Origin of the sequence: Paenibacillus sp. W4I10 (genome assembly GCF_030816325.1) — a bacterium.
Taxonomy (GTDB): Bacteria; Bacillota; Bacilli; order Paenibacillales; family Paenibacillaceae; genus Paenibacillus; species Paenibacillus amylolyticus_B.
The window spans coordinates 2,002,355-2,027,750 of the sequence record NZ_JAUSXX010000001.1; the positions used below are offsets into that span (position 1 = coordinate 2,002,355).

Genomic DNA, 25,396 nt, shown 5'->3' on the forward strand with positions numbered 1-25,396 from the left:
TTGGTAGAATCAATCGGCAAGTAAACGCAAAAAAACCCATATATATGCACACCCAAAGAAACTTTGAGCATGTATATACATAGGTATTGCCTGAATGAATTCAGTAACAAGCCGTATTTGTTAGTATTATAACATAAGTAAAAAGGGTTTGTTAACTATGCTTGGGTCTTTATACCAGACATCTGTTGTTTATAATCCGTAGGACTTAGCCCCGTATACTCTTTGAACACCTTCGAGAAATAGTGCTGGTCGCTAAATGACAGTAAATCGGAAACTTCCTTAAACTTCATGTCTGGTTGACTTTCCATCAGTCTGCAGGCCTCCTGAATGCGAAGCCGGGTGTAATACTGAACAAATGTAATTTGTGTTGCATTTTTGATCACTCTGCTGACGTACGACGGGCTAATATGAAACTTCATGGCAATGTCGTTGATAGATAATTGAGAGTATTTATTTAGTTTTACGTAATCGTCAATCTGTTCGAACAGGATCGCCTTGCTTTTTCTAACGTGGGATTGCAGCATATCGAAGCACTGTCCCGTCCATTCCGTCAGTTCCCGGCAAAAATCGGCATAGGACTGTGCCTGGGCGAATTGTCTTGACCTAAGCTCCAGGCCCAATCTCATGCCCGACCCCTGTTCCTCGTACAGATGAGCAAACGTGTCTACGACCAAACCAATAAACCGATCCATCTCGGTCATATGTACATTTTCCTCTGCCCATCGATTCAGCAATTCGGATAACTTAAGAGCAAACCGTTCTTTCTGCCGAGCCTGTATCATCTGTACAAAAGCAGATTCCTGCACCGGATCCAGACAGCCTGTCTCAGATCTGGCCATCGACACCGGATTACCGGTATCCAGCACTATTCCTTGTTTCAACCGTTGCTGCTCAGACAAAATGGACGACATGCGGTGATAGAGCTCCGGCAGATTACCAGACTCAGCGAATAGAAGTTGTCCTCCAATGATCGCATCGATGTCATGCGCAACCAAATGCCGTCGTAACGATTCAAGACATTCATGTACGGAAAAGTACACCTCAAGTGCACTCTTGTTGACAAAAGCGATAAATTGATATGGGGTTTGACAGGTGTAAACACGACAAGGATGGAATGCAAAAAAATCCTGCACTATGCCCTCAAGTTCCACCTGTACCCAGCGTTCATGCCCTGCGGTAAAAGGCTGTTTGCTCATAATGATCATCATCTGGCTGAATAAAGGCGGAAACTCCTCCCCTTGTTTGGGTGTAGTCTCACATTGGGGATGAATGATTTCCTGCAAATCCAGCAGCTCCTTGGACATCTGTTGATCAAGTTGATCAATTACCCGACCCATGACTTCTTCAAGCGCCTCTCGATCGACAGGTTTTAACAAATAGTCAAACACTTGCAGGTTCAATGCTTTTCTTGTGTATTCAAAATCGCTATAACCGCTAATCAAGATGACCTTCAGATCCGGGTTGGCAAGCTTGGCTTGCTCAATCAGGGACAGCCCATCCATTTTCGGCATTCGAATATCTGTCAACAGCAGATCAATCGGTTCCTGCTTTAACGCTGCCAAGGCTTCTTCTCCATTCGTTGCCGTAGCAGCTACACGAATCGGGAAGCTCAGCGTCTCCAAGAGCATTTTAATATTACGTAATATCGGTTTGCTATCCTCAACGATCATCGCGTTATACATCACCTATGCCTCCTAGTTAGTAAAAATCCTTTGTCAGTGAGCCGATGATTTGAATCGTTGCTCCATGTTGCTCTTCCCCATGATTGTTAAATATATTAATAAAGAGCCGGTTGTTATACATTAGTTTGAGTCGATTGACACTATTGATAATCCCCATGTTACCAAGGGCTGTTCCACGATCGGCAGTCTGGTTCATTCCAGAACCCGATGCCTGAATATTGGCTAAAATCTCCTGGATCTTATCCGGTGGAAAGCCCTCTCCGTTATCTTTGATCTCCAAAGCCCATAATCCGTTATATTGCTTCACGGTAATCTGGATACGCCAAGGCGGCGCGGTGTTGGCAAAGGCATGTTCAATGCAGTTTTCCACAAACGGCTGAATAACCAACCGTGGCAACCGGATTTCGTTCGCCAGCTCGTCTGCATGGATGTCCCACTCCAGATCCTCTTCGTACTTTTGTTGTACAAGGGACAGATAATGTCTCGTATGTTGAAGCTCCTCAGCCAAAGTCACATGCGCGTATGGTGAAGATACAATATAACGCAGACTGTCCGAAAGATGTTTGCACATATCCGATACAACTTTGGTCTTCCCCTCTTGGGCGGCAATACTGATCAGATATAGAACATTATGAATAAAATGAGGTGCAATCTGGGCTTGCAGCGCAGAATTACGCGCCTTTATTTCTTCATGAAGCGCCGATTTTTCCCGGTCAATGGATTGCTGCAGCCTCTCCATCAGATCCTGAAAGGCTTCATTCAGCAATAAGAGATCGTTATTTTTCGGCGTTTCATCCACTTTCAGATACATATTGCTGTAGTTCATGCGCCAGATCTGACCACGTAGCTTGCGGATAGGCAGCAGCAGGTTACGTGTCGACAGGAAGATATACACAAACGAAACCAGCATCAGTGCTGTAATCAGCAGAATGGACATCGTCTGAACCGAATGGATCGAACCCAGAACAGATTTTTTGGGCGTTATGATATACGTGATCCAACCTGTACTGGGTGAAGTGGAATGTGTGATATAATTGTCGTTTTTGTCCACATCCAGTCCCTCGTCTGATGAAGGCTTTGTCCAATTGGCAAATGTCACACCCGTTTCCGAGCCGGTCATCTGCTCCCCTTGTTCATTCAGAATATAGACATCGCCAGCGGTAATGCCCTCCGTCAGATTCTGTATATAGGCCTGTTCCATCTGGATGCTAAGATAACCGTACACCTTGCCGTTCTGATCATTGATCGTGCGCACAAAGGAGATCGTATCGTCTTGACGCAGCAGAACAAAACCACTTTCCGTCCAATCTCGTCCGATCTGACTACTCTCCATCATGGTGTTCAGGATTGCGGGAGGATTGACCGAACCCAGATATGTTGTCAGGAGAACACCGTGATTGTCGTAGATGGACATGTCTTTGATATTCATACTCGGCCCGATGGCCTGAAACATAATGTCTTTGATGATCCGAATCTGTTTCAGCCTTTCATAATTACTATGCGCTGAGGAGCTCTTGTCCATGGCTGCAAATATATTTTTGCTGGATAATATTCGCTGCGACATCTGGTTCTGTTGTTCTACGTAGAGATCAACTTGCTCTCTTACCTTCGTAGCTGTAACGAGCGTATCCTGCTCTGTTTTCAGTTTGAGCGGGCGGACAACGATCACATTCACATAAACGATAAAACAGCCCAGCACGAACAAAAGCAGCGCCAGAAATGTCAAAAACACCTTTGTCTGCAAACTGAATTGAGTTGCTTTATGTATGAGCTTTGCCATTCTCAGAGATGCCCTCCTGTTCTGACATGATGTGAAATCCCTTATATTCATGTCTACTCTATCACGGTATTTCATGAAATGATAGCGATTTCAAGTTCAGGATTTTACACATCAACGTTCAAGCACAGACATGTACCGGGGCGAGAAAAGAATCTATAATCGGACTTGTAAACGGATTCACTAAACGTTTTAGAGGGGGATTTGCATTGAAAACAATAAAAAGAAAAAAGGCGTTTTCTATTATTCTGGCCAGTTTATTATCGGTCTCGTTAACAGCTTGTGGATCAGGAGGTACGGATTCCGGCACAGCTGCTGGTGGGGACAGCAAGAGTGGCAAAGTCACATTGGAGCTGGCAATCTCTAAAAGTTCTCAGGACTCTGCCTTTATCCAACAGGACATTCTTGATGCATTCGAAAAACAAACGAACATTCGTGTCAATTTGCAGCTGATTCCAGCGGAACAAACAACAACTGTACTGCAAACCAAACTGGCTGTAGATGAAACGCCTGACATTATTCAGTACAATCTGGCAAGCGCAGTCACAGACCTGAACCTTGAACGTAACTTCGAGATTCTGGATAACGAGCCTTGGGCGAGCAGAATTGTGAACAAAGACGTCCTCTCTTCTGGTGGCCATCTCTACAGCTTCCATGTCAGCCAAGATACAGGGATGCAAGGGGTCGTTTATAACAAACAAATCTTTGAAGAACTCGGTTTGTCGATTCCAACCAACTACGAAGAATTCCTGGCGATCTGTGAAAAAATCAAAGCAAGTGGCATTACACCTGTATTCATGCCTTACAAAGATGCCTGGGCTGCCAACATCTGGCCTGCTGCAGCTTTTGCCGATTTTGTAGCCAAAAATGAACCGACTTTTTTTGATGAGCTGAACAGCAATAAGAAAAAATGGTCTGATATCCCGGAATTCAAAACATTCCTGGAACAACAATATGAAATTTACACCAAAGGGTACACCAACACGGATGTGCTTAGCGACAGCTATGACATGGCCGTAGGTAAATTCCTGAACAAGGAAGTTGCCATGATGTTTATGGGCGATTGGTTAATTGAAGGCGTGGCCGAGCAAGATCCAAATATGGAACTGGGTGTATTCCCGATTCCATCGTCGGATAATGCCAGTCTGGGTGCAAGTCCACTGGGCGGACAACTGTTCATTCCGAAGAAATCCAAACATCTGGATGAAGCCAAACAGTTCCTGGACTATATCGCTTCCAAGGATGTCGCACAACAGATCGTGGATTCCAAAGGATACGTATCCAATTTCAGTGACGTTACGACACCGGAACTGCCAGCTTACAAACAGGATATTGTAGACAATTATATTACGCCGAAGAAAACCGTGCTGACAACGGATGCATACATGCTGGTTGATCGCAGCGAACTGTACCGATTATTGCAGGATCAGTTTGCAGGCGGATTGTCACCGGAAGAAGTACTGAAATCCTGGGATGAGAAGTTCAGTCAGCTGATGCAGGATAAAGGTGTAGAAGGTTTCTAAAGAGTGAAATATAAGGCAGCATAACAGGATCGACCGTTATACTGCCTAGCTATAACGGAGTGTGAGACATGAAAAGGACTAAAAATCTGTACTCGTATTACATGATATTTCCCGCACTAATTATCTACTCCATCTTTTTCGTTGTGCCTGCTCTCGCCGCTTTCTATTACTCGTTCACGGATTGGCGGCTGGATCGGCTGGAGCTGAAGTTCATCGGGTGGGATAATTTCCAGAAAATTTTCTCGGACAAAACGCTTATTCTGGCACTGAAAAACACGGCGATATTTGCAATCGTCACCGTCGTTGGCAAAAATGTCATCGGCCTATTGCTGGCCGTAGGACTTAACATGCGACTAAGAACAAAGAACCTGCTGCGCGCGATCTTCTACTCCCCTTCCATTCTCAGCATCCTTGTGATCAGCATTCTGTTCACTCCCATGTTGCGTACCGAAGGTACAATCAACAATTTGTTGGAATCTGTAGGATTACATTCGTTAAGCCAAGCTTGGCTGACCAACCCATCGATTGTGATCTGGACGATTGCCATCGTCTCAATCTGGCAGAGTGCCGGGTTCCAGATGGCCATCTATCTGGCGGGCCTGCAGTCCATTTCTCAAGAGTATTATGAAGCGGCCAAGATTGATGGCGCAAGTTCGTGGAGAAGTTTTTTCAAAATCACACTACCACTCTTGCTGCCCGCGATTAACATTAACTTGATGTTGACCTTGATCGGTGGACTCAAAGTATTCTCCGAAGTATATGTCATGACCGGTGGTGGCCCGGGTAACGCTTCACAGGTCGTAGGTACGATCATTCTGCGATCTTTCGGCGAAGGCAACTGGGGACTTGGTACCGCGGTCAACACTCTACTGTTCGTGGTCGTTACCATTATCGCTATACCGCTATTGATCTTCATGCGGCGTAAGGAGGTTACGGAATAACATGGGCTATACACGCAAACTCGCCATCCGCAACTATATCGTGGAAGGTTTCCTGATTCTGGCCTCTCTTATCGTTCTCTTGCCGCTTGTCATTCTGATCTTTGGTTCATTCAAAACCAGCGCCGAAGTGCTTAGCTTCTCCCTGAGTTTTCCGGAAACATGGCAGTTCTCGAACTATGTTCGTGTCTTCCAGGAAGGCGGTCTGTCGCGAGCGTTCTTCAACAGCATTTTGATTACTGGCGTATCTTCCATCATTAATATTGTTGCCTCTTCGGCAGCGGCATTCATTCTGGCACGTCGGGAAACCAAACTATCCGGCACGATCTACATGTATTTCTTCATGGGACTGATTGCACCAATGTCGATTATTACGACCATTCGTGTTGTACAGGGATTGGGATTCTACGGCAGCATCACAAGTGTTATCCTGATCTACGCCGCGTTAAATACAGCCTTCAGTGTCTTCTTGTATAGTGGATTTATCAAAACCATTCCACGAGCGCTGGACGAAGTGGCATTTCTGGAAGGAGCAAGTGTGTTCGGGGTGTTCTTCCGCATCGTCACACCGCTCATCCTGCCCGTTAACGCAACGGTAGCCATCATGGTGTTCATGTCCGTCTGGAATGACATCACGATTCCGGTATACTTCCTGACAGACAGTTCCACATGGACGATGCCACTATCGATCTACAATTTCTACGGCAAATATAGCCGGGACTGGAACCTGATCTTCGCTAATCTCGTGCTTACTTCCCTGCCTGTATTCATCCTGTATCTATTCGGGCAAAAATATATCGTCAGCGGCCTTACTGCCGGAGCAGTTAAAGGTTAAACCTTATATTCTTACGGTTCTCAAGGCATAGAATTGGAGTATTCATGACGTACTCAACCCCCACCATATCTGGTGGGGGTTGTTTTATTTATAACGAGAAAATGCATCTACACCTCTCTATTTTTGAAACAATTGCGGGTAAAGGGCAGCAACCCCACCAGCAAGACCCTGTTGCACGTTCCGACTGGTATCATCAGCAATAATCTCGTAGAGATCCGCTTCGATGGAATCTATTGCAATTTTGGCAATATCCGTTGGACTCGTTTTTGGTGCGTCGATACCTGCCGTCATATCCGTATCCATGAACGCCACGTGCAATCCGGCAACGCTAACGTTCTTAGGGGCTAATTCCAGACGTAATGCATTCGTAATTCCCCACTGAGCGGATTTTGCAGCTGAATATGCACCTGAGTTACCAAGGCTGAGCCAAGATAGAGCGGACAGGATATTCAGTATCGAACCGCCCCCATTCTTCTCTATCACCGGTGCAAACGCACGAATCATTGAAAGCGTACCGAATACATGTGTATTGAATTCCAAGTGAATATCGTTCAGCTCACCCGTGAGCAGAGAAGCACCCGTAGCGGAACCAGCATTATTGATTAGAAGGGTTACATCACTAGCTACCTCAGCTGCAGCCATGACAGATTGTGGATCAGTAATATCGAGTTGCAGTGGAATAGCCCCCGGCAGATCAATGGATTCAGGGTTTCGTGCACCAGCATACACTTTGGTTCCCCTCGCCAGCAGTTCAAGAGCAAGTTCCTTGCCCAACCCTCGATTAGCCCCACTTACAATAGCAACTTGTTTGGAAATATTCATTTATTATTACTCCCTCTCATTGAGAATTTATTTATTTTCGAGCTGTTATGAGAATGATCATTCTCATAACTCCCAATAACAATCTATCACATCGAGAACGATCAGTAAAGAATAACTTTTATGATTCATATCTTCATAAAAAAAGATGCCCGATAACCTTTGAAAAGGCTCCGAGCATCTTTCTTTGGTCCTTCATTGAGAATGGATTTACATATGGATTATGATTTTATGTCATACAGATTCGCAGGTAACGCCTGCACAAATGGTGACCAGTCACTCACTGTATATAGATGAAGTCGGTGCATGGCCCGTGTGCATGCCGTATACAGAAGCTTGCGATCATATTCCTGGCTGTAATCAACGGGTGAAGCATCATAGACCAGGACAGCATCGAACTCAACGCCTTTGGCTAGATACACAGGAATAACCATGATTCCTTTTTCGAAAATCTGTGTGTCCTTTGTTATGAGCTGTAACCCTTCGCCGCCTTGACTTTGCAACCTTTCATAGGCGTCACGGCTTTCAGCCGCGGTCTTCGTAATCACAGCGATGGAGTCAAACCCCTCCGCCTTAAGCGCGGCGATGTCTGCGAGAATCTGCGCACCACGCTGCTTTTCGTCCTTCAATCCTGTTAAAAGAGGCTTCTGATCTCCCCTTTCAAAGGGTCTGATCTCTTCTCCCCCTGGTAACATCTGTCTCGTGAATTCAACAATCTCTTTGGTTGAACGATAACTGCGTACCAGGCGTATCAATGTAGTATCGGCTTCTCCATATAGGTGAACCAACGGCGAGTTGGACGCTGCTAACTCCGTAGCCTGCATAAAAATCGCCTGCCCGAAATCCCCCAGCACCGTCATGCGAGCACGAGGAAACAGTTTCTTCAGATATTCGTATTGAAACGCTGAATAATCCTGGCCTTCATCGACAAAGACATAACGAATCTCTGTGTTCGTCCGGACGCCTTCGATCATCTCTTTTACATATAAATACGGAGTAGCATCCTCATGGAACAGCTTGTTCTGAAGGATCATGGCCTTGGTCTGTTTACAAATCTCAGGCCAGTGCTGTGGGGGGATTGCCCCATTCGTTTGTTCCCGATAAGCGGCTTCATCTACAAATAGTTGTTCGTATATCCCTTTCACATCCACGAACTGGAATTTCCGCACACTCTTTCTTAAAGGTTTAAACATGTCTTTCACCAGTTTCTGACGAAGCAACTCCTCTTCCCGCACTCCAAAGTTAAAGGCACCCTCATCTTGCTCTGCGCTGTTGTTACCGTTATCTCGTGCTGCGTATTTTTCCGCCACATCGAACACAGGCTTTTCTTTGTGCAACATGCGGAAAGCTTCCACATACTCATCCGTGTCTAGATAATTCAATTCCTCCTGAACCCAGTCTGCTTCCCGTTCCAGACGTTCCAGCGAAACAAGTTCTCTCAGCAACCATTCCTGCAAAAGAAGAATACGGTTGGACAAGGTAAGATTTTGATCCAAACTGTAAAATTGAGTCTTAATTCGGTCCGCAGTGATGAATTCACGTCCCCGAAATTGAATCCCGTTAAACAGCATCCCCTCTCTTCCTAACCACTTACCGTAGTTTTGGAGCACTTGCAGGAATGTCTCGGAAGCTTTGTACTTAATCGCCTCCAGACGAGCTTCATAACCCGGATCATTCTGAGCTGTCAGCACATATTCAATCTGATCAAAGGCATCCTCTGGTCGTAAGGAGGAATCCAACCAATAATTCAGATATTCCTGGAAAGTTGTCTGCTGCATGTTCTCTTCGCCAAGTTCCGGAAGCACGGTGGAAATATAACTGGTAAACATCGGATTCGGCGAGAAAAGCACAATCTGATCTGCTTTGACGGTCTGGCGGTGTTTGTATAGTAAGTAGGCCACTCGCTGTAACGCAGCTGACGTCTTGCCACTGCCAGCTGCCCCTTGAACGATAAGCATTCGGCTTCGGTCATCACGGATAATGGCGTTTTGTTCCTTCTGGATTGTTGCTACGATGCTCTTCATTTGTGAGTCTGCACCCTTGGCGAGCACTTGCTGCAACAATTCGTCACCAATCGTCTCAGTTGAATCAAACATGCTATGAAGCTGCCCATGTTGAATCTGGAATTGACGCTTGAGCTCCATCTTTCCGTCGATTCGTCCTGAAGGTGTGTCATAACTTGCTGGTCCGGGAGAGTGATCATAGTACAGACTCGCAATTGGCGTACGCCAGTCATAGATTAGAAAGTTCAATCCATCATCATCCATGAAGGATGATACGCCGATGTAGATCTGTTCCGTCAATGTCATGCCTTTTTCCTTATAGTCGAAACGGCCAAAGTACGGCGTTGGAAGCAGTCTCTTTGTATTTTTCCATTGTTGTGTTAACAGCTTGTGCCCGCGCTCCCTCTCGGCCAACACTCTGGACTGCTGATTAATGGTATAAAATGCATCTTCAAAATCCGTGTACGAACCCGTATTAATCGTCACTTCTTCCCAGAACCGTTTACGAATTTCGGCAGCCTGTTCATGCAGTCCTGCAACCTTCGGCTCCAGTTCGTCGAGTCGTGCCTGAAGTTTGTTCCTCACCTGTACTAGTCTTTCCTCTTCCAACTTCCATTCGTTTGTTTTATCCATGAATAAGTCCACTCCCTTTTCCATTTATTAGGGCCAAAAAAAGAGCATTGACAAATCGGAATGTCGGATGTAAAATTAAATTAGGAGAAATAATGATTCACCCTTTACATTCAATAGAAATGTCAATTGCGCTATAGATTATATCATGGCTTTTTTTCACGTTCAATGCTTTTTTTCTGTTCTGTCTGAGTTGAACAATAATTTATATTAAATAAGATGTCCCTCGAGCTACACGAGGCCACTGAAAAACTTACGATTTTAATTTGTTAAGATTTATTTTAAATCAAAAAGGCTATATTTCGTTCACATTGGAACGAAATATAGCCTTTTTCTCTATCCCTTTTACTTTGAGTCTTTCATGAGTTTAATGATTCGCTTGAGATTAACAGTAAATATGGCCATGGCACCTTGCATTTGCATGCCAACAAGACCTGAGGACGATGCAACATCATACCCGTGTCTGTGCTTGAGTTCGCTATTTTTCGCTTCAATTTTATAACGTTCTTTCGATTTTTCTTTGAAACCATCGCTATTTTGAAATGCCTCATGTTCCTTATGTTCGGTCGATTTGATCGTTACAGAATAGGTTTTACTTTTCGCACCTTCTTTATAGCACCCATCTTTCATTGGGCATACTTTGCATTTTTCAATGTCAAACATGTAGGTATTCTTTTGGTTATTATTCATACCTTTCTTACCTGTGCGCGCTTTTTGAATCGCCATATGTCCAGCTTTACAAACGTACATACCTGCATCTTTATTAAACTCAAATTCATCTTCTTTTTTACGAGTTCCTTGTGTGATATTTGGGTTTAATTTTGACACTAATTGTAATTCGTTTTGATTGGCATACTGAATATTGTCTTTTTCAGAATAGGCTGTATCTCCAATAACGGTATCAATCTTCATACCTGTGTCACGACTTTTTTCAAAGAGAATTTGAAGTTGTTTTCCATCATTTTTCTCACCCGTCGTAATCACCGCAGCTGTAATGATTCGTTCTTCATTCATAGCAAGATGTGTTTTGTAGCCAAAGAACGAGGAGTCTGCCGTTTTGTGACCTATGCGTGCATCTGGATCAGTGCTGAGTTGAAAATGCTCATGGTGATCAGCTACGATTTCTTTTAAGTAGTTCAGCTTTTCTTTCACCTTTGGGTATTCACGGAGGGATTCTTCTTTTTCTACTGCATCTACAACTTTTTGGCAAAAGTCCAGTTCATCAGATAATTCGTTCGTCGTTGTTTTTGGTGGGAATTTATCCTTCATTTTTTCATCGATCTTGTAAACGGATTTTCTCAACAACTTAGACTTTTGCGTTAATATTTCTTTGGGTGATAGCTGATTAAATCGTGCTTTCGTATGGGTGGCATCCACAATAATTGCGCTGCTTTTGATAATTTCTTTTTCCAACGCGATCTCCATGGTCTTTTGAATAAGTATGTCGAGCAGGTTCACATCTTTCAAGCGAAGCTTGCGAAACTTCGTTAGTGAACTAGGATTAATGACTTCGTCTTCAGGCGCCATGTCTAAAAAGTACTTAAAGGACATGTCATATTTAGAACGTTCCACAACATCCACATCGGATACATCGAAAATGGATTTCAACAATAGGTATTTGAACATTCGAATGGGAGGCACTGCATTGCGACCATTGTCGAGGCAGTATTTATGTTGTAGTTCTACCTGAACAAATGAAAAATCTACGAGATCATTGATTTGACGAAGCATATTATCTTTAGGTACGACGATATCGTATATGTCCATAAATGGACTAAGGTTAAGAGATTGTTGGTTTGAAATCATCCGAGACACCACCTGAAATTAATCATTTAATTATACAGGAAAACAGATATCCCTCCTCAAAAAATGAGGAGGGATATCTGTATATAGATGTTGGACTTTTTCAGTGGTCTCGAGCTACACTGAGGGCATCTTTTTTTATTCTCGGGCATGGTTCATACCCTGAATGTGGTAAGCTATACACCCCTTTATAAATTCGATAAAATGAACGAAACATGAAACATGAGTTGATGTTTTGGGAGGGATACATAAACATGAATATAGAACCTGTGGAGGACCGTTGTCCTGTTGAGTTTGCAGTCAATATGATTGGTGGGAAATGGAAGCTATTAATTATAAATCGGCTCATCCGCCATTCAACAATTCGATTCAATGAATTGCAGAAAATGCTTGACCCCATTACGCATCGCACGTTAACCAGGCAATTACGAGAACTTGAAGAAGCTGGTTTGATAAACCGTGTTACCCACCCTGTAGTTCCGCCTAAAGTCGAATATTCCCTTACAGAAAAAGGACAAAGCCTGACTTCGATCTTGTTTCAGCTAGGTGATTGGGGATCGAAACATATGTAAAACACCTTCCCATAGTATCTCAAGGGATACTTTATATCATTAATGTGCGTACTTACGCTCCTATTCTAAATCCGTTATGCTGAGGTCAATGCTGAGTGTTAACTCATCCATTCCAATGACATATTGAAAGGAAGTTATTGACCACTATGACACAGAATGATCGATTTTTAGTATATGGAGCATCGGGCTCCCAAGGCGGCGCTGTCGCTCAATTACTCGTTCAACACGGTTGTGAGGTTCGCACGATTACTCGAAATGAGGAAACAGCCAAAACATTAAAGGAACAAAACATTGAAGCTTTCATCGGTGATCTATCAGATGTGGAACAGCTCCATACGGCGCATGAAGGTGTAAGTAAAGTATTCCTGAACCTGCCGGTGGAGTTCAATCCGGATAAGATCAGACAATATACCAAAAATGCAATTGATGCTGCTATACAGGCAAACGTTAAATTGATTGTAGTTAACACCGGTACCTATGTTCCTGACCCTATCACCCATTCCAAAGGAATTGAATTGAAACGTGAAGTTATCCATGAGTTACAGCAAAGTGGTCTTCCATATATCATTGTGGAACCCATTGTATATCTGGAAAACTTCCTGATTCCCGGAATACTGAACAATGGCGTTTTGGCCTACCCGGTACCAGCAGACAAGCCGATCTCCTGGATTAGCTTAAACGATGCAGCTCAATTCCACTATTACGCCCTGACTCATTCGGAATTGGCAGGAAGCATTATCCCAGCACCCGGATTAGAAGCCCTGACAGGTGCACAATTAGCGGAACAATTCAGTGCTGTATTAGGTGAAAAGATCAGCTTTATGTCTCTACCTTTTGATCATTTTGAAGCAGCGATTCAGCCTTTGTTGGGAAGTGAGACAGCAGCAGGTCTTAAAGGATTGTACCAATGGATTGATGGGCATACAGATCTTCTTCCACGGTATCAAGAGTTGGATGATAACATCAAAGCCAATCTTAAATTAACCAAAATAAGCGATTGGATTCATCAAACAATGATTAAATAATATTTTTCATTTAAAATCCCCTCTCGCCTGTTATTTATGAACAAGCCATTTGAATCTCCAACGGAGAAACGCATGGCTTGTTCTTTTTATATGAGAACTTTAATGGGCTCAACTGATTCAGATTCAGAGATTCTGATAGGATTAGGCAAAACTTTGATAGAAATGTGGTACAGATTGGTTCATTCGATATGACATAATAATGTGTATATAGATCACCGTACAGGTGGCAATAATAAACACTAGAAAGGATTTGAACATGATATGGAGTATATAAAACTTGGTAATACAGGCTTGGACGTATCTCGATTTTGCCTGGGATGTATGGGATTTGGGGATGCCAGTAAATGGGTTCATGAATGGGTACTGAATGAAGAAAATTCTCGCCCTGTGATCAAAAAAGCATTGGATCTAGGCATTAATTTCTTCGATACAGCGAATATATATTCTCTGGGTACGAGCGAGGAGTATCTTGGTCGGGCGTTGAAAGATTACGCAAATCGTGATGAGGTTGTCATTGCAACCAAAGTGCACGGACAAATGCATCAAGGACCCAACGGTTCCGGGCTATCCAGAAAAGCCATCCTGAGTGAGATTGATAAAAGCCTGAAACGATTGGAAACCGATTATGTGGATCTCTATATCATTCATCGTTGGGACTACAATACGCCTATTGAAGAAACCATGGAAGCCTTACATGATGTGGTGAAGTCCGGTAAAGTTAGATATATTGGGGCTTCAGCCATGTTCGCTTGGCAGTTCCAAAAAGCATTACATGTAGCAGAGAAAAATGGTTGGACCAAGTTTGTCTCCATGCAAAACCACTTGAATCTCATCTACCGTGAAGAGGAACGAGAAATGTTGCCTTTATGCAAGGAAGAGAAGATTGGTGTAACTCCCTACAGTCCTCTAGCTTCAGGCAGGTTAACCCGTGACTGGTCCGTATCAACACTTCGATCCGAGACAGACAAAGTTCAGAAATCCAAGTACAATGCGACTAGCGATGCGGATCGGCTTGTTGTTGAACGAGTTGCATCCATTGCAGAAAAATACGGTGTCCCTCGCACTCACATTGCACTTGCGTGGTTGCTGCAAAAAGACACTGTAGTTGCACCAATTATCGGTGCTACTAAAATATCGCATCTGGAAGATGCGGTAGGTGCTCTTTCTGTTAAGTTGACCTCAGAAGACGTCTCATTCCTTGAAGAGCCCTATGTACCTCACCCTGTTGTAGGTGCTCAATAATCGTTTTTTCTTAAAATATAAAAAGACCTCATCTTTCCGTATCCGGAAGTTGGGGTCTTCTTTTTATATCGCGATTTATTTGCGCCAGAATGTTGAACATTCTGCCTTATCCTTTATATTGAACTCAATCATTCTTTCAAGTAACGAAAAATCAATCTCCTGTTTCCACTTCATTCGCACCAATTCTTTGGTGTGATCATACCCCGCCTGAGTGATCTCTTCCGAAAAACGATTAATTCCTGCCTTTTCGGGAGCAACAGCCAGGTGTTGCTTGGAGACACTAAAGCCAATGATAAAGGTATCATGTTCAGTAAACATCGGTTGATTCCAGGCTATTTTTTGCTTTAAATTCGGGAATTTTTCAGTGACCCAGTTCAAAACTTCTTCCGTTCGTGCCTGATGTTCCGGGTTATCGATGCGTGCTATAAATTCTGCAAAGGTCTCCATTGGTTTCCCCCTATATCATGAAATATACTATTTAATTTGCCCCATTCAAACTCATTCTATCATGAATATCAAATTCAAACCCTTACCTGCCCGATAACTCAACAAAAAATGAGCAGCCTGCTAGACTTTAAATGTTTTCCTTTATCCAAGAACGCAACTGATCAGCATAGAAAGCACGTTCATCTGGATCGGATTGAGAACCATTTGACAGATAAAGCTGATCATTCACGTATCTAGGGTAAACATGCAGATGATAATGCCATACGTCTTGATTGCCAGCAGGTTCATTATGTTGCCGTGTCGAAATCCCATCACATCCATATGTACTTTTCATTGCAAATGCTGTAAGCTGAGCCGCGTGGTGAATTTCAACAGCGTAATCCGCAGGGAGTTCAAAGATGTTCTCGAAATGTTGATTCGGAACAATAAGAACATGTCCTTTATTGTTTGGCCACCATTTGCCTGCTATAAATGCTGTTACCTTTTCATTCTGATAGATGATATCCCTTTGTTTTGTTCCCTGATCAGGTCGCTCAATACCCCAAATATGACAAAATGGACATTCGTACCCTTCAGGCTGATGTGAAAATGATACTGTCATCTTTCTCATACCACTCCTTTCATATTTTTCCAACTAGTTATTAGACGCAGGTATCTTCTGTTCGTTGCGATAAGAGTGCTGGTTGTAGAACGATCAGCAATTAACAAACTGAAAAGCAAAAAGCAGCTGACCTTGGCGGCAGCTGCTTTCTTCTATCTTTAACTATCACTTTTGCAAAGTTCACACTTACATGGTGCTGATATCAATAACAAAGCGATATTTCACATCGGAAGCCAATACACGTTTGTATGCTTCGTCAATCTGGTCTGCGGAGATGACCTCAATGTTAGGTGCAATATCATGTTCTGCACAGAAATCAAGCATTTCCTGCGTCTCACGAATACCACCGATCATGGAACCTGCGAATGAACGGCGATGACCGATCAGAGAAAATACGTTTACGGCTAATGGTTCTGCAGGTGCACCCACGTTCACAAGTGTACCATCCAGTGTGAGCAGTGAGAAATAAGCGTTAATGTCAATATTCGCACTTACCGTGTTAATCATCAGATCAAAGGTGCCTGCAAGTTTCTCGAATGTTTCCGGTTCACTTGTGGCAAAGTAGTGATCTGCGCCAAATTGCAGTCCATCTTCTTTTTTGCTCAAGGATTGGGAAAGAACGGTTACTTCGGCACCCATCGCATGTGCAATTTTGACAGCCATATGACCAAGACCGCCCATACCTACAACGGCAACTTTCTTACCTGGGCCAGCTCCCCAGTGATGAAGTGGTGAATATGTCGTAATACCGGCACACAGCAAAGGTGCAGCTGCATCAAGTGCAATGTTATCAGGGATGCAAACGACGAAATCCTCTACGACAACAATATGAGTTGAATACCCACCTTGCGTAGGCTCACCGTATTTGTCTACTCCAGCGTAAGTTTGAATATTTCCTTTGAGACAGTATTGCTCTTCACCTTTGCGGCAGTTAACACATTCACCACAAGAGTCGACCATACATCCGACTCCTACTCGGTCACCAACCTTATATTTGGAGACTCCGCTACCTACATCGGTTACAATCCCGGCAATTTCGTGGCCAGGAACGAGTGGATAATTCACTGGACCCCATTCACCGTGGGCAGTATGGATGTCAGAATGGCAAATACCGGCATATTTAATCTCGATTAATACATCATTGGTATCCAGATTACGTCGTTTAATTTCAGCACTTCTGAATTGTTGGTCTGGTCCGTCAACGGCTCTGGCTTTAGCTATAATCAATGGGATAACCTCCTAGTAATTTAAAGTTCAAAATAATCTTACCCCCTCTAGTTAACTCTAGGTCAAATGTTTATCTTATTTTTTTATCTCCAACGTACTTTGACATCCAGTAATCCAACATGTTAGAATTCACTCGGATCAATCCTAGAGTTAACTCGAAGTCTACCCCTAGTAGAAAGGAATTCATTCTAAATGACCTATTCAATCGGTGAAGTTGCCAAAAAATTAGACCTTACGGTATATACATTGCGTTACTACGACAAGGAAGGACTCATGCCTTTTGTGGAACGTACCACGAGTGGAACACGTTTGTTCAAAGACTCCGACATTGACTTTCTAAAGATCATCCAATGTCTGAAGCTGACCGGCATGCCTATTAAAGACATTAAGGACTTTATTGAATGGTGCTCTGAAGGGGACTCCTCGCTGAAGCAAAGATATGACATGTTTACGGAGCGAAAAGCTATTGTGGAAGCACAAATGGAGGAACTAAGAAGAACCATGGAAGTCATCGAGCACAAACGCTCCTATTACGAAACAGCTTTGGAGGCTGGGACCGAAGAGATTCATAAAATTAAACCGATGGAACATGCCATCACCAATTGATGGTTCATACTTTCTAATTTCTAAAATTAGCGCACAAAAAAAGTAGCTTGAAGTCCTCTAATGGATTTCAAGCTCCTTTTTTGGGTACGTCTCTGCTCATCTTTTCTCCAAAAGTTTCATCGATACATTGATAATACGATTTAATTTTTCCTTATCCGTCGAGGTTCTGGTCATGGCTCGAATGCCGACAGAAATATTGTGCAGATACTCTGCCATTTCCTTCGCATCATGGTTTGAAGAAAATTCTCCATCCCGCTGTCCCCATTCGATGATCTGCTCGAACATTCGCTCTGTATCGTTAAATGATTCAAGGGACCGGTTGTCCACTTCCTGATCACGCGCGCCTAGCTCCACAGCCGAGTTCACGATCAAACAACCCGATGGTGTCTCCTCTGCTTCACTGATCATAACATCGAAAATTTTATGCAGTGCTTCCACTGCCGTCTTGGATGCCTTGATTTCTGCAAGTAATGTGGTGTTGACCTTACCTCTGTAACGATCCATTGCCTGTAAAAACAGCGAATGTTTGTCGTCAAATGTATCATATATACTTCTGCGATGAATTCCCATATGCTCAACCAGGTCACTCATCGACGTTTTCTCGTAACCTTGTTCCCAGAAGATCTTCATTGCTTTATCCAATACTTCGTTTACTTCAAACTCTTTACTTCTAGCCATTCGACTTCCCTCCCAAAATCAATCTAACACATCGGGAACGATCAGTAAATAAAAGATGCAGATACCCTTTTCATTCTCATCTGATCATGTATTAGCTGAACCATAAGTGTATATCTTCTGTACTTGTTGTATATCATGACCTGTGTAATTGTGAATATGCAACCAGCAATCTGCATGTCTTATCCATTCACATCAAATGTTTGCCTATTCCTATCCGTTTTCTACCGCCTTTGGTCAATATACGATAGAATGTGATTATTATGTGTGAGGAAAAAAGGAGAACTTTGCATGTCTGATCAAATACACGAACAACAACAAAACGAATTAGCCACACTCATTGACCGTTTTTCTGAAAAGGATGGGGTGCATTCTACTGCCATTCCCTCATTATTTTTAATCCGCGAATCCGTTGTCACTGAACCTATATTTAGAGTGAATGAACCATCCTTCTGCATTATCGTTCAGGGTGAGAAAGAAGTCCTACTGGGACAAGATCGTTTCCGGTATGGTCCAGGAAGTTATATCGTGGCAACCGTTGACTTGCCGGTTAGTGGACAAGTGATTCAAGCCTCGTCTGAGGCTCCCTATCTGGCCCTAAAACTTGAATTCACATCCAGTGAGATTCTGGAGGTATTGAACCATTGCGATTTCCCAGCAAGACCGCGAAAAACAACGAGACGTGCGATGTTTGTCAGCCAAGCTGAGCCGTTTCTGCTGGATGCGGTCGTCAGGTTAACCCGTTTGTTGGAAGATCATTCGGAAGATATCCCACTACTCTCTCCTTTGTTCAAAAAGGAAATTCTCTATAAAGTTCTGAAGGGCCCACATGGGATTGCCCTGGAACAAGCTACCATGGAGGGCAGCCACACCTATCGAATCAGAGACGTCATTGAATATATTATGAATCACTCTGATCAGAATTTTCGGGTTGAGGAATTGGCAGATTTAGCAAATATGAGTACTGCCTCGCTGCACAGACACTTTAAAGAAGTGACCGCCATGAGCCCGATTCAGTTTCAAAAACAATTGAGGCTGCAAGAAGCTCGCCGCTTGTTATTATCCAAGTCCACCGATGCAGCAGATGTAGCATTTCAGGTAGGTTATGAGAGCCCTTCCCAATTCAGTCGTGAATATTCTCGCATGTTTGGATTCCCACCCAGAGAAGACATTAAACGCCTGCGAGGTAAAACCGATGAGACGACTACCATCTCTTGACTGGTTACTGGCTAGTATCGTTCCTTTACCTCGCCTAGTTTAACCTCAAAAAGGACTCCTTCTGTTTTGTCAGTCGGAGTCCTTCTCTATGCAAGGATTAATGAAGATGATTAAATCGTTAAATCATTAATACATTAAAAACCAGTCTTATATTGTTTTGGAACGTCCGTTGTCTTACGCAAAGCAGACGCTGCTTCCAAGGCCCAGTAAGGATTTCTTAACAGACCTCTTCCAACCGCAACGAGATCAGCTTCTTCATTGCCGATGACTGCATTCGCCAACGTAGGATCATCGAGTCTTCCAACAGCAATCACGGGTACATCAAGAGCTTCTTTGATTGCTTTAGCCAGAGGTACTTGATACGCCGCGTGAGTCCCTGGTCTGCCCCATGCAGCAATAGGTCCCTCGCCACCAGATGAGATATCAAATACGTCAACACCTGCCTCTTTATAAGCCTTGGCAAACTCGGAACTTTCGTTAATGCCATAGCCACCTTCTACATATTCTTTAGCTGAAATACGCATCATCAAAGGCATATCTTTCGGCATCTCTGCCTTTGCAGCCTGAATGATCTCCCGGCCGAATAACGTTAAATCTTGACCATATTCGTCTTCCCGCTTGTTTGTAAGTGGAGAATGGAACTGATGAATCAGATATCCATGTGCACCATGAAGCTCAATCGCATCAAAACCAGCTTTCACAGCACGCGCTACTGCACTACGGAATTTCTCAACCATTCCTTTTACTTCGTCCGTTGTGAGCGCTCTTGGTTGCTTGGAATTCTCATCAAAGGCGATCGCAGAAGGAGCTACTGGAACTTCAGCATCTTCTGCTTTGCGGCCCGCATGCGCAATCTGTATAGCGACCTTGGCACCATAACTGTGACACGCATCTACGATCCGCTTCAGAGCTGGGATCTGTTCATCTGACCATAACCCAAGATCAAAGTCTGAAATGCGGCCATCCGGCTCCACATCTGTCATTTCAATGATAATGAGACCTGTTCCTCCCACAGCACGACTAACGTAGTGCATGTAATGCCAATCTGTTGCAATACCATCTTTTTGCTCAACTGAATATTGGCACATTGGAGCCATTACAACACGGTTTTTAAGCTCTAGGCTTTTAAAAGAATATGGACTAAACAAATCTGTCATCAAAATAAAACTCCCCTTTTCATGAATCACGTATAATAAAAATGCATGCGCAAGCATTGAAATAATACCTGCAATTAATAATTCCGTATGATTTAGAACTCACATATATCTTTTACTTCATCACATAAAGACATTCAAATCCATGCTTTCGCAAAATACGGACAGCCTTTTTCGATTGAAGCATACCAGGAGATATTATTATTACGTTATCTTCTCGAAGAAGGTATTTTTGCCAGGTGAAAGCAAGGCGTCCCAGTGAGATGTTAATCGTATCCGGAGTAGGATTAGCCATATAATCCGTCGCATCTCGAATATCAATCACTTTATACTGCCGAAAATCACGCTCATGTCTGAGAAATACTTCATAATCTATATATTCAAGATTGCGCAGTGGCCAAAATTGACGTACAACGATGAAGATACCTAATATGAAGGTCAAAAGCATCAACATAATCATTGTATAGCCCTCTCTTAATTCATCAGATATCGTCGAAAATTTTGTTTTGGACCAAAGTCTACTCAGTGCCTCCTTTATACATGAATCACCGCATCCACATTAAATTCATGCGCATGCATTTAATTTAGCGGATATATTAATGAGTGTCAAGTCTTCTTATAGGGTAAATGACTACATTACCCTATATTCACCCTAGTCTTAGAACAATTCTTTAGTGAGGTTCTCTAATCGAGTCTCAAATCCATCCTGTTCCAATTCAGTTTGCAAGACCTGATTAAACGTTTGAAGTGCTTTCTTGTATTTATTCTCTCCAAGCTCCGTAATTCGAGTGTAAATGCCACGCCGATCATCTTCACATGCATGTCTTTCCAGAGCCCCACAGTCTTTGGCTTCCATCCTAACGACGAGCCTGGAAGTAGCACTTTGGCTCAACCCCACCAGATCTTGAAGTTGCTGTAGGCGTAATTCCTTACCCTCCGCATTATATATGAAGTTTAACACATAAAATTCCTTCAAAGATAAGTCATATTGTTGAAGCAGAGCCTGTTCCAGCTTCTCGTTCAGATGGGTATGAATGTTAGAGAAAGCCAACCAAACATTCAAACGTTCACTCTTTTGCTGCAATCTGGATCACCCCACTTGATATTTAATGTTCATCAGCTGTTATCCTATTGTATCAAGCTTAATTACATTGGTCAAAATCCATCCAAGATCGACGTATATAACATTCTAATCTCATAAGAAGAGCATTTCCCCGTCCTGTAACGACGTTTGGAAATGCTCCAGTATTACCATTTATGCAGTAATCTTACTTCGCGGTAAGCAGGCTATCGGAAATAAATTGCAGCTGACCTTCCAACGTTAACGGATCGTTGTACGAGTCTGAAGTCGGATCAAGCTGGAACACATGATTTGCCTTTACCGCAGGCAAGTTCTTCCATAATGTATTGTCATATACGATCTTGGGATCGGTTTTATCTCCCGACCACGGGCTGGTAAAGATGATATCACCTGCATACTCCGGTAATAGTTCCATGGAGATTGAAGCCCATCCAGTTCCGCTGTCAATCGCTTCAGCTTGGGCCTTGGCTGGTGCCTTGAGATCAAACTCCCCGTAAATAATTTCACCGCCTCGACCATAGTTATGACCGAATACAAATAGTCCTTTGGCGTATGGATTCAGTATGGAAACGGTGCGATCGCCTACAGCTTCCTGAACCTTGGGCTTCAGTTCATTGATATTCGCTTCCCATTTAGCATTCCAAGCTTTAGCAGCGTCTTCTCTATTGGTGAGCTTACCCATTTCAAGCATTAGATCCTTGAAATTGCGCTTACCATATGCAATCTGTACAACAGGCGCAATCTGCTCCAGCTTGTCGATGCCCTCTGTTCCAGTGTACACGATAAATAAGTCAGGTTTTAAACTGATCAGCTTCTCGGGGGTAGGTGTTTCACCCAGATCAATGGTACCCGCTGCTGCAAGTTGATCCTTGATATATTTGTTGTTCATCGCTCCTGATAAAGCGCCGACTACCGGTGCATCCAGAGCAACAAAGTAGCCTGTCGAAAATGATGTCAAATCAATAATGCGCTTAGGATTCTTCGGTACCTGTACTTCGCCTGCATCCGATTGATATGTAACTAGTTCCTCTTCGGCAGTTGCCGTTGATTCAGTGGAAGAAGCTGAATCCGAGTTCGTCTTGTTTTCTGTCTCCGCAGCTGCATTCGTGCTGTCCCCGGTTGTACTATTGGTCGTGGCAGACTGACCACATGCACTAAGTACAATCAGCAAAATAAGTGCCATCATGATCCATATAGATTTTATCTGTTTACGCAAAATAAACCCACCTTTTCGTTGATATTGATAATCGTTATCAACGATATCATGCCCTGCAGGATTTGACAAGCTATGTTTATTTCCCTCTCTCTATGAACTCTAACTTGCAAGTCACCAACTTAAACAGCTATCATCAATAGAGTAGACAAGTCACCTTTATTAATAAGAGAGATCATTGGAAAGCCAATGAAACGTATTCAAGGAGGACAACATGGAAGAGATTATATTGTGGTTAAAGTATTTATTTTTAGGTATTGTTCAAGGCGCAACGGAGCCGATTCCCGTCTCCTCGAGCGGTCATTTGATCATCGCCCAGAGACTCATGGGCATGAAGCAAAACGGATTGTCATTTGAGATTTTAACGAACACGGCATCACTTATCGCTATTATTTTTATTTTCCGGGAAGATATCAAAAAGTTGATTATTGGTGCATTAGGTTACCTGCGTACTCGTAAAGAAGAATATCGAGCTGACTTCATGTTTTGCTTATACATAATTATTGGTACGATCCCTGCTGCTGTCGTTGCAGTCCTGTTCAAGGACCGAATTGAAGAAATTTTCTCATCCGTATATACCGTTTCCATCGCGCTATTAATCACCGGGGTTGCCTTGTGGCTTATTCGTAATCTTCGTGGTCGCAAGCAAGACGGTGATCTGTCTACGAAAGATGCATTGTTGGTAGGTCTGGCTCAGGCGGTCGCTCTTATTCCGGGGATTAGCCGCTCAGGGGCAACTGTAATTGCGTCCATCGCTGTCGGCATGAAACAGGAAACAGCTTTGAAGTTCTCCTTTATGCTGTACATTCCCATCAGTATTGGTGGACTCATCATGGGGGTATCCGACATTGCCAATGATCCGAATCGATCACAGCTGGCTATCCCTTATCTGATCGCATTCATCACGACACTCTTCGTCACCTATTTCTCCATGAGATGGTTTATGGGCATTATGGCCAAAGGCAACCTGAAATACTTTTCGTATTACTGTTTTGCCGCAGGTACATTGTTGCTGATTTTCTTATAAAAAAAGTCCACACACCAAAAGGAACAACCAGCGATGGTTGTTCCTTTGTTGTATAGTGGCAGAGCCTTAATGACCTATAGCAAGAGCTAGACGGTCAGGCGCGTAGACTTGTTGCTTCTGTTAACCAGCTCTGTAGCCGCGAACATGACACTGAACAGAATCAGCAGGATCAGGGGTACCATTGACATTCCCCATTGGCTGGCTATGAGTCCCATACCTAACGGGATGAGTGTTGAACCTGTATAGGCACTGGCCATTTCAAGTCCAATTACACTTGGGGATGACTTCTCACCGAAGCGTTCCGGTGTCGCATGAACAATGCTCGGATAGATCGGTGCTCCGCCCAATCCCACGATAAATAAAGCCCCTGCAGCAATCCAGTAAGGAATCGGCATAACCAGGATGAACAATCCGAAGCATCCAACGATTCCACCATATCTGATGAGATTTTTGCTAGATACATGAGTCGAAAGAAAACCTGAGATTACGCGTCCCAAGATAATGCCAATGAAAAATAGGGAGGATAGTGCTGCGGCAGTACCTGGAGAAACTCCTTTGCTAACAATGAAGAAAGAAGCCATCCACAGACCGGCAGCAGTTTCGGAACCATTGTAACAAAGCATCGCAAGCATCGACATCTTCACGCCGGGGATGCGTATAGCCTCCCTGTTGCTCACACGTTTCTTCTCATCGCCGGATTCTTCTATTTTCCCCTTCTCGAAGATCTTCCATAGAGACAACGTTGACAATAAGATCACCGCGATCCCCAGGAGAATCAACCCTACAGTAACGTAGCCTGCACGCCAGTTGTTTGCTTGATTCAGCCAATATGCCATAACGAGTGGGCCTGTCACTGCGCCAATTCCCCAGAAACAATGCAACCAGTTCATATGCTTGGCCTTGAAATGCAATGCTACATAATTACTTAGTGCCGCATCCACCGAACCTGCACCTAAGCCGAGAGGGATCGTCAGAATCAGTAAAAACACAAAATTCTCAGAGAATGAGAATCCCAACAGCGCGATCGTTGTTGAGAGGATACTGAATAGTGTGACTTTACCCGTTCCGAATCGGTGTAACAAACGGCTGGCGGACAGACTTGACACTACTGTACTAAATGAAATGATTAGCGATATGTAGCCAGCCATTTCTGTTGTCGCATGTATATCGTTTTTCATAACGGACCAGGCACTGCCAAGTAAAGCATCAGGTAATCCCAGCCCTATAAATGCGAGATAAATAATGATTAACAATAACGTGACCATCTGGGTGTCTCTCCTCAGTTTGTTTAATTTCTG

Annotated in this window: 23 protein-coding genes; 9 read left to right on the plus strand and 14 right to left on the minus strand. The window is 43.4% G+C overall.

Annotated elements, in window-relative coordinates; all coding sequences use genetic code 11:
* Positions 1-155: 155 nt before the first annotated feature.
* The gene (locus tag QF049_RS08895) at positions 156-1,682 is read right to left on the minus strand and encodes a response regulator (RefSeq protein ID WP_307536666.1); all 1,527 of its coding nucleotides are present in this window, start codon (positions 1,680-1,682) and stop codon (positions 156-158) included.
* Positions 1,683-1,698: 16 nt separating this feature from the next.
* A complete protein-coding gene (locus tag QF049_RS08900) occupies positions 1,699-3,462 on the minus strand; it encodes a sensor histidine kinase (RefSeq protein ID WP_307536668.1) in 1,764 nt (587 codons plus the stop codon).
* Between the two features lie 206 nt (positions 3,463-3,668).
* On the opposite strand from QF049_RS08900, the gene QF049_RS08905 reads away from it, so the two are divergent.
* From QF049_RS08905 to QF049_RS08915, 3 genes are all read left to right on the plus strand, one after another.
* On the plus strand, positions 3,669-4,982 hold the full coding sequence (locus QF049_RS08905) for an ABC transporter substrate-binding protein (RefSeq protein WP_091016368.1): 1,314 nt from the start codon (positions 3,669-3,671) through the stop codon (positions 4,980-4,982).
* Between the two features lie 68 nt (positions 4,983-5,050).
* The gene (locus tag QF049_RS08910; protein ID WP_036670879.1) at positions 5,051-5,923 is read left to right on the plus strand and encodes a carbohydrate ABC transporter permease; all 873 of its coding nucleotides are present in this window, start codon (positions 5,051-5,053) and stop codon (positions 5,921-5,923) included.
* 1 nt (position 5,924) lies between these two features.
* Positions 5,925-6,755 carry a carbohydrate ABC transporter permease gene (locus QF049_RS08915; protein WP_017688542.1) on the plus strand — a complete coding sequence of 277 codons (831 nt, stop codon included), beginning with the start codon at positions 5,925-5,927 and terminating at the stop codon, positions 6,753-6,755.
* A gap of 117 nt (positions 6,756-6,872) precedes the next feature.
* On the opposite strand, the gene QF049_RS08920 is transcribed toward QF049_RS08915, so the two are convergent.
* From QF049_RS08920 to QF049_RS08930, 3 genes are all read right to left on the minus strand, one after another.
* Positions 6,873-7,577, minus strand: a complete 705-nt coding sequence (locus tag QF049_RS08920; RefSeq protein WP_036616036.1) for an SDR family oxidoreductase — start codon at positions 7,575-7,577, stop codon at positions 6,873-6,875.
* A 218-nt stretch (positions 7,578-7,795) separates the two neighbouring features.
* Complete coding sequence (gene helD / locus QF049_RS08925) at positions 7,796-10,210, minus strand: RNA polymerase recycling motor HelD (RefSeq protein ID WP_307536671.1); 2,415 nt, start codon at positions 10,208-10,210, stop codon at positions 7,796-7,798.
* Positions 10,211-10,552: 342 nt separating this feature from the next.
* On the minus strand, positions 10,553-12,013 hold the full coding sequence (locus QF049_RS08930) for an IS1182 family transposase (RefSeq protein WP_307536673.1): 1,461 nt from the start codon (positions 12,011-12,013) through the stop codon (positions 10,553-10,555).
* A 251-nt stretch (positions 12,014-12,264) separates the two neighbouring features.
* Between QF049_RS08930 and QF049_RS08935 the strand changes: the two genes are divergently transcribed.
* The 3 genes from QF049_RS08935 to QF049_RS08945 all read left to right on the plus strand — a co-directional run bounded on the left by QF049_RS08935 (position 12,265) and on the right by QF049_RS08945 (position 14,849).
* Positions 12,265-12,582 carry a winged helix-turn-helix transcriptional regulator gene (locus tag QF049_RS08935; RefSeq protein ID WP_017688544.1) on the plus strand — a complete coding sequence of 106 codons (318 nt, stop codon included), beginning with the start codon at positions 12,265-12,267 and terminating at the stop codon, positions 12,580-12,582.
* Between the two features lie 146 nt (positions 12,583-12,728).
* Positions 12,729-13,607: an SDR family oxidoreductase gene (locus tag QF049_RS08940; RefSeq protein WP_307536676.1), complete on the plus strand. Its 879-nt coding sequence runs from the start codon at positions 12,729-12,731 to the stop codon at positions 13,605-13,607.
* 261 nt (positions 13,608-13,868) lie between these two features.
* Positions 13,869-14,849 (plus strand): aldo/keto reductase, encoded by a 981-nt coding sequence (locus QF049_RS08945; protein WP_307536678.1) that lies wholly within the window; start codon positions 13,869-13,871, stop codon positions 14,847-14,849.
* A gap of 75 nt (positions 14,850-14,924) precedes the next feature.
* Here QF049_RS08945 and QF049_RS08950 read toward each other — a convergent pair whose 3' ends face one another.
* The 3 genes from QF049_RS08950 to QF049_RS08960 form a co-directional block, all read right to left on the minus strand.
* A complete protein-coding gene (locus QF049_RS08950) occupies positions 14,925-15,296 on the minus strand; it encodes an iron chaperone (RefSeq protein ID WP_307536680.1) in 372 nt (123 codons plus the stop codon).
* Between the two features lie 127 nt (positions 15,297-15,423).
* Complete coding sequence (locus tag QF049_RS08955; protein ID WP_307536682.1) at positions 15,424-15,930, minus strand: HIT family protein; 507 nt, start codon at positions 15,928-15,930, stop codon at positions 15,424-15,426.
* A gap of 153 nt (positions 15,931-16,083) precedes the next feature.
* Complete coding sequence (locus tag QF049_RS08960) at positions 16,084-17,124, minus strand: NAD(P)-dependent alcohol dehydrogenase (protein ID WP_307536684.1); 1,041 nt, start codon at positions 17,122-17,124, stop codon at positions 16,084-16,086.
* A 192-nt stretch (positions 17,125-17,316) separates the two neighbouring features.
* Here QF049_RS08960 and QF049_RS08965 point away from each other — a divergent pair, with 192 nt between their 5' ends.
* Positions 17,317-17,730 (plus strand): MerR family transcriptional regulator, encoded by a 414-nt coding sequence (locus QF049_RS08965; RefSeq protein ID WP_307536686.1) that lies wholly within the window; start codon positions 17,317-17,319, stop codon positions 17,728-17,730.
* 96 nt (positions 17,731-17,826) lie between these two features.
* On the opposite strand, the gene QF049_RS08970 is transcribed toward QF049_RS08965, so the two are convergent.
* A complete protein-coding gene (locus QF049_RS08970) occupies positions 17,827-18,408 on the minus strand; it encodes a TetR/AcrR family transcriptional regulator (RefSeq protein ID WP_307536688.1) in 582 nt (193 codons plus the stop codon).
* Positions 18,409-18,696: 288 nt separating this feature from the next.
* On the opposite strand from QF049_RS08970, the gene QF049_RS08975 reads away from it, so the two are divergent.
* Positions 18,697-19,623 (plus strand): AraC family transcriptional regulator, encoded by a 927-nt coding sequence (locus QF049_RS08975; protein ID WP_307536690.1) that lies wholly within the window; start codon positions 18,697-18,699, stop codon positions 19,621-19,623.
* Positions 19,624-19,757: 134 nt separating this feature from the next.
* Here the strand turns inward: QF049_RS08975 and QF049_RS08980 are convergent, their stop codons facing one another.
* The 4 genes from QF049_RS08980 to QF049_RS08995 form a co-directional block, all read right to left on the minus strand.
* A complete protein-coding gene (locus tag QF049_RS08980) occupies positions 19,758-20,780 on the minus strand; it encodes an NADH:flavin oxidoreductase/NADH oxidase (protein WP_307536692.1) in 1,023 nt (340 codons plus the stop codon).
* Positions 20,781-20,892: 112 nt separating this feature from the next.
* Positions 20,893-21,237 carry a rhodanese-like domain-containing protein gene (locus QF049_RS08985; protein WP_307536694.1) on the minus strand — a complete coding sequence of 115 codons (345 nt, stop codon included), beginning with the start codon at positions 21,235-21,237 and terminating at the stop codon, positions 20,893-20,895.
* Between the two features lie 198 nt (positions 21,238-21,435).
* Positions 21,436-21,861 (minus strand): MarR family winged helix-turn-helix transcriptional regulator, encoded by a 426-nt coding sequence (locus QF049_RS08990; RefSeq protein WP_091016387.1) that lies wholly within the window; start codon positions 21,859-21,861, stop codon positions 21,436-21,438.
* Positions 21,862-22,045: 184 nt separating this feature from the next.
* Positions 22,046-23,074, minus strand: coding sequence for an ABC transporter substrate-binding protein (locus QF049_RS08995; RefSeq protein ID WP_307536696.1), 1,029 nt, complete (start codon positions 23,072-23,074; stop codon positions 22,046-22,048).
* A 211-nt stretch (positions 23,075-23,285) separates the two neighbouring features.
* Here QF049_RS08995 and QF049_RS09000 point away from each other — a divergent pair, with 211 nt between their 5' ends.
* Positions 23,286-24,098 (plus strand): undecaprenyl-diphosphate phosphatase, encoded by an 813-nt coding sequence (locus QF049_RS09000; RefSeq protein WP_307536698.1) that lies wholly within the window; start codon positions 23,286-23,288, stop codon positions 24,096-24,098.
* Between the two features lie 86 nt (positions 24,099-24,184).
* Here QF049_RS09000 and QF049_RS09005 read toward each other — a convergent pair whose 3' ends face one another.
* Positions 24,185-25,363: an MFS transporter gene (locus QF049_RS09005; protein ID WP_307536700.1), complete on the minus strand. Its 1,179-nt coding sequence runs from the start codon at positions 25,361-25,363 to the stop codon at positions 24,185-24,187.
* Between the last annotated feature and the right edge of the window lie 33 nt (positions 25,364-25,396).

Excerpts from the sequence above, each read along its gene's own strand:
- QF049_RS08895 (WP_307536666.1), bottom strand. The coding sequence starts at position 1,682 with ATGTATAACGCGATGATCGTTGAGGATAGCAAACCGATATTACGTAAT.
- QF049_RS08900 (WP_307536668.1), bottom strand. The coding sequence starts at position 3,462 with ATGGCAAAGCTCATACATAAAGCAACTCAATTCAGTTTGCAGACAAAG.
- QF049_RS08910 (WP_036670879.1), top strand. The coding sequence starts at position 5,051 with ATGAAAAGGACTAAAAATCTGTACTCGTATTACATGATATTTCCCGCA.
- QF049_RS08915 (WP_017688542.1), top strand. The coding sequence starts at position 5,925 with ATGGGCTATACACGCAAACTCGCCATCCGCAACTATATCGTGGAAGGT.
- QF049_RS08920 (WP_036616036.1), bottom strand. The coding sequence starts at position 7,577 with ATGAATATTTCCAAACAAGTTGCTATTGTAAGTGGGGCTAATCGAGGG.
- helD (WP_307536671.1), bottom strand. The coding sequence starts at position 10,210 with ATGGATAAAACAAACGAATGGAAGTTGGAAGAGGAAAGACTAGTACAG.
- QF049_RS08930 (WP_307536673.1), bottom strand. The coding sequence starts at position 12,013 with ATGATTTCAAACCAACAATCTCTTAACCTTAGTCCATTTATGGACATA.
- QF049_RS08935 (WP_017688544.1), top strand. The coding sequence starts at position 12,265 with ATGAATATAGAACCTGTGGAGGACCGTTGTCCTGTTGAGTTTGCAGTC.
- QF049_RS08940 (WP_307536676.1), top strand. The coding sequence starts at position 12,729 with ATGACACAGAATGATCGATTTTTAGTATATGGAGCATCGGGCTCCCAA.
- QF049_RS08945 (WP_307536678.1), top strand. The coding sequence starts at position 13,869 with ATGGAGTATATAAAACTTGGTAATACAGGCTTGGACGTATCTCGATTT.
- QF049_RS08950 (WP_307536680.1), bottom strand. The coding sequence starts at position 15,296 with ATGGAGACCTTTGCAGAATTTATAGCACGCATCGATAACCCGGAACAT.
- QF049_RS08965 (WP_307536686.1), top strand. The coding sequence starts at position 17,317 with ATGACCTATTCAATCGGTGAAGTTGCCAAAAAATTAGACCTTACGGTA.
- QF049_RS08970 (WP_307536688.1), bottom strand. The coding sequence starts at position 18,408 with ATGGCTAGAAGTAAAGAGTTTGAAGTAAACGAAGTATTGGATAAAGCA.
- QF049_RS08975 (WP_307536690.1), top strand. The coding sequence starts at position 18,697 with ATGTCTGATCAAATACACGAACAACAACAAAACGAATTAGCCACACTC.
- QF049_RS08980 (WP_307536692.1), bottom strand. The coding sequence starts at position 20,780 with ATGACAGATTTGTTTAGTCCATATTCTTTTAAAAGCCTAGAGCTTAAA.
- QF049_RS08985 (WP_307536694.1), bottom strand. The coding sequence starts at position 21,237 with ATGATTATGTTGATGCTTTTGACCTTCATATTAGGTATCTTCATCGTT.
- QF049_RS09000 (WP_307536698.1), top strand. The coding sequence starts at position 23,286 with ATGGAAGAGATTATATTGTGGTTAAAGTATTTATTTTTAGGTATTGTT.
- QF049_RS09005 (WP_307536700.1), bottom strand. The coding sequence starts at position 25,363 with ATGGTCACGTTATTGTTAATCATTATTTATCTCGCATTTATAGGGCTG.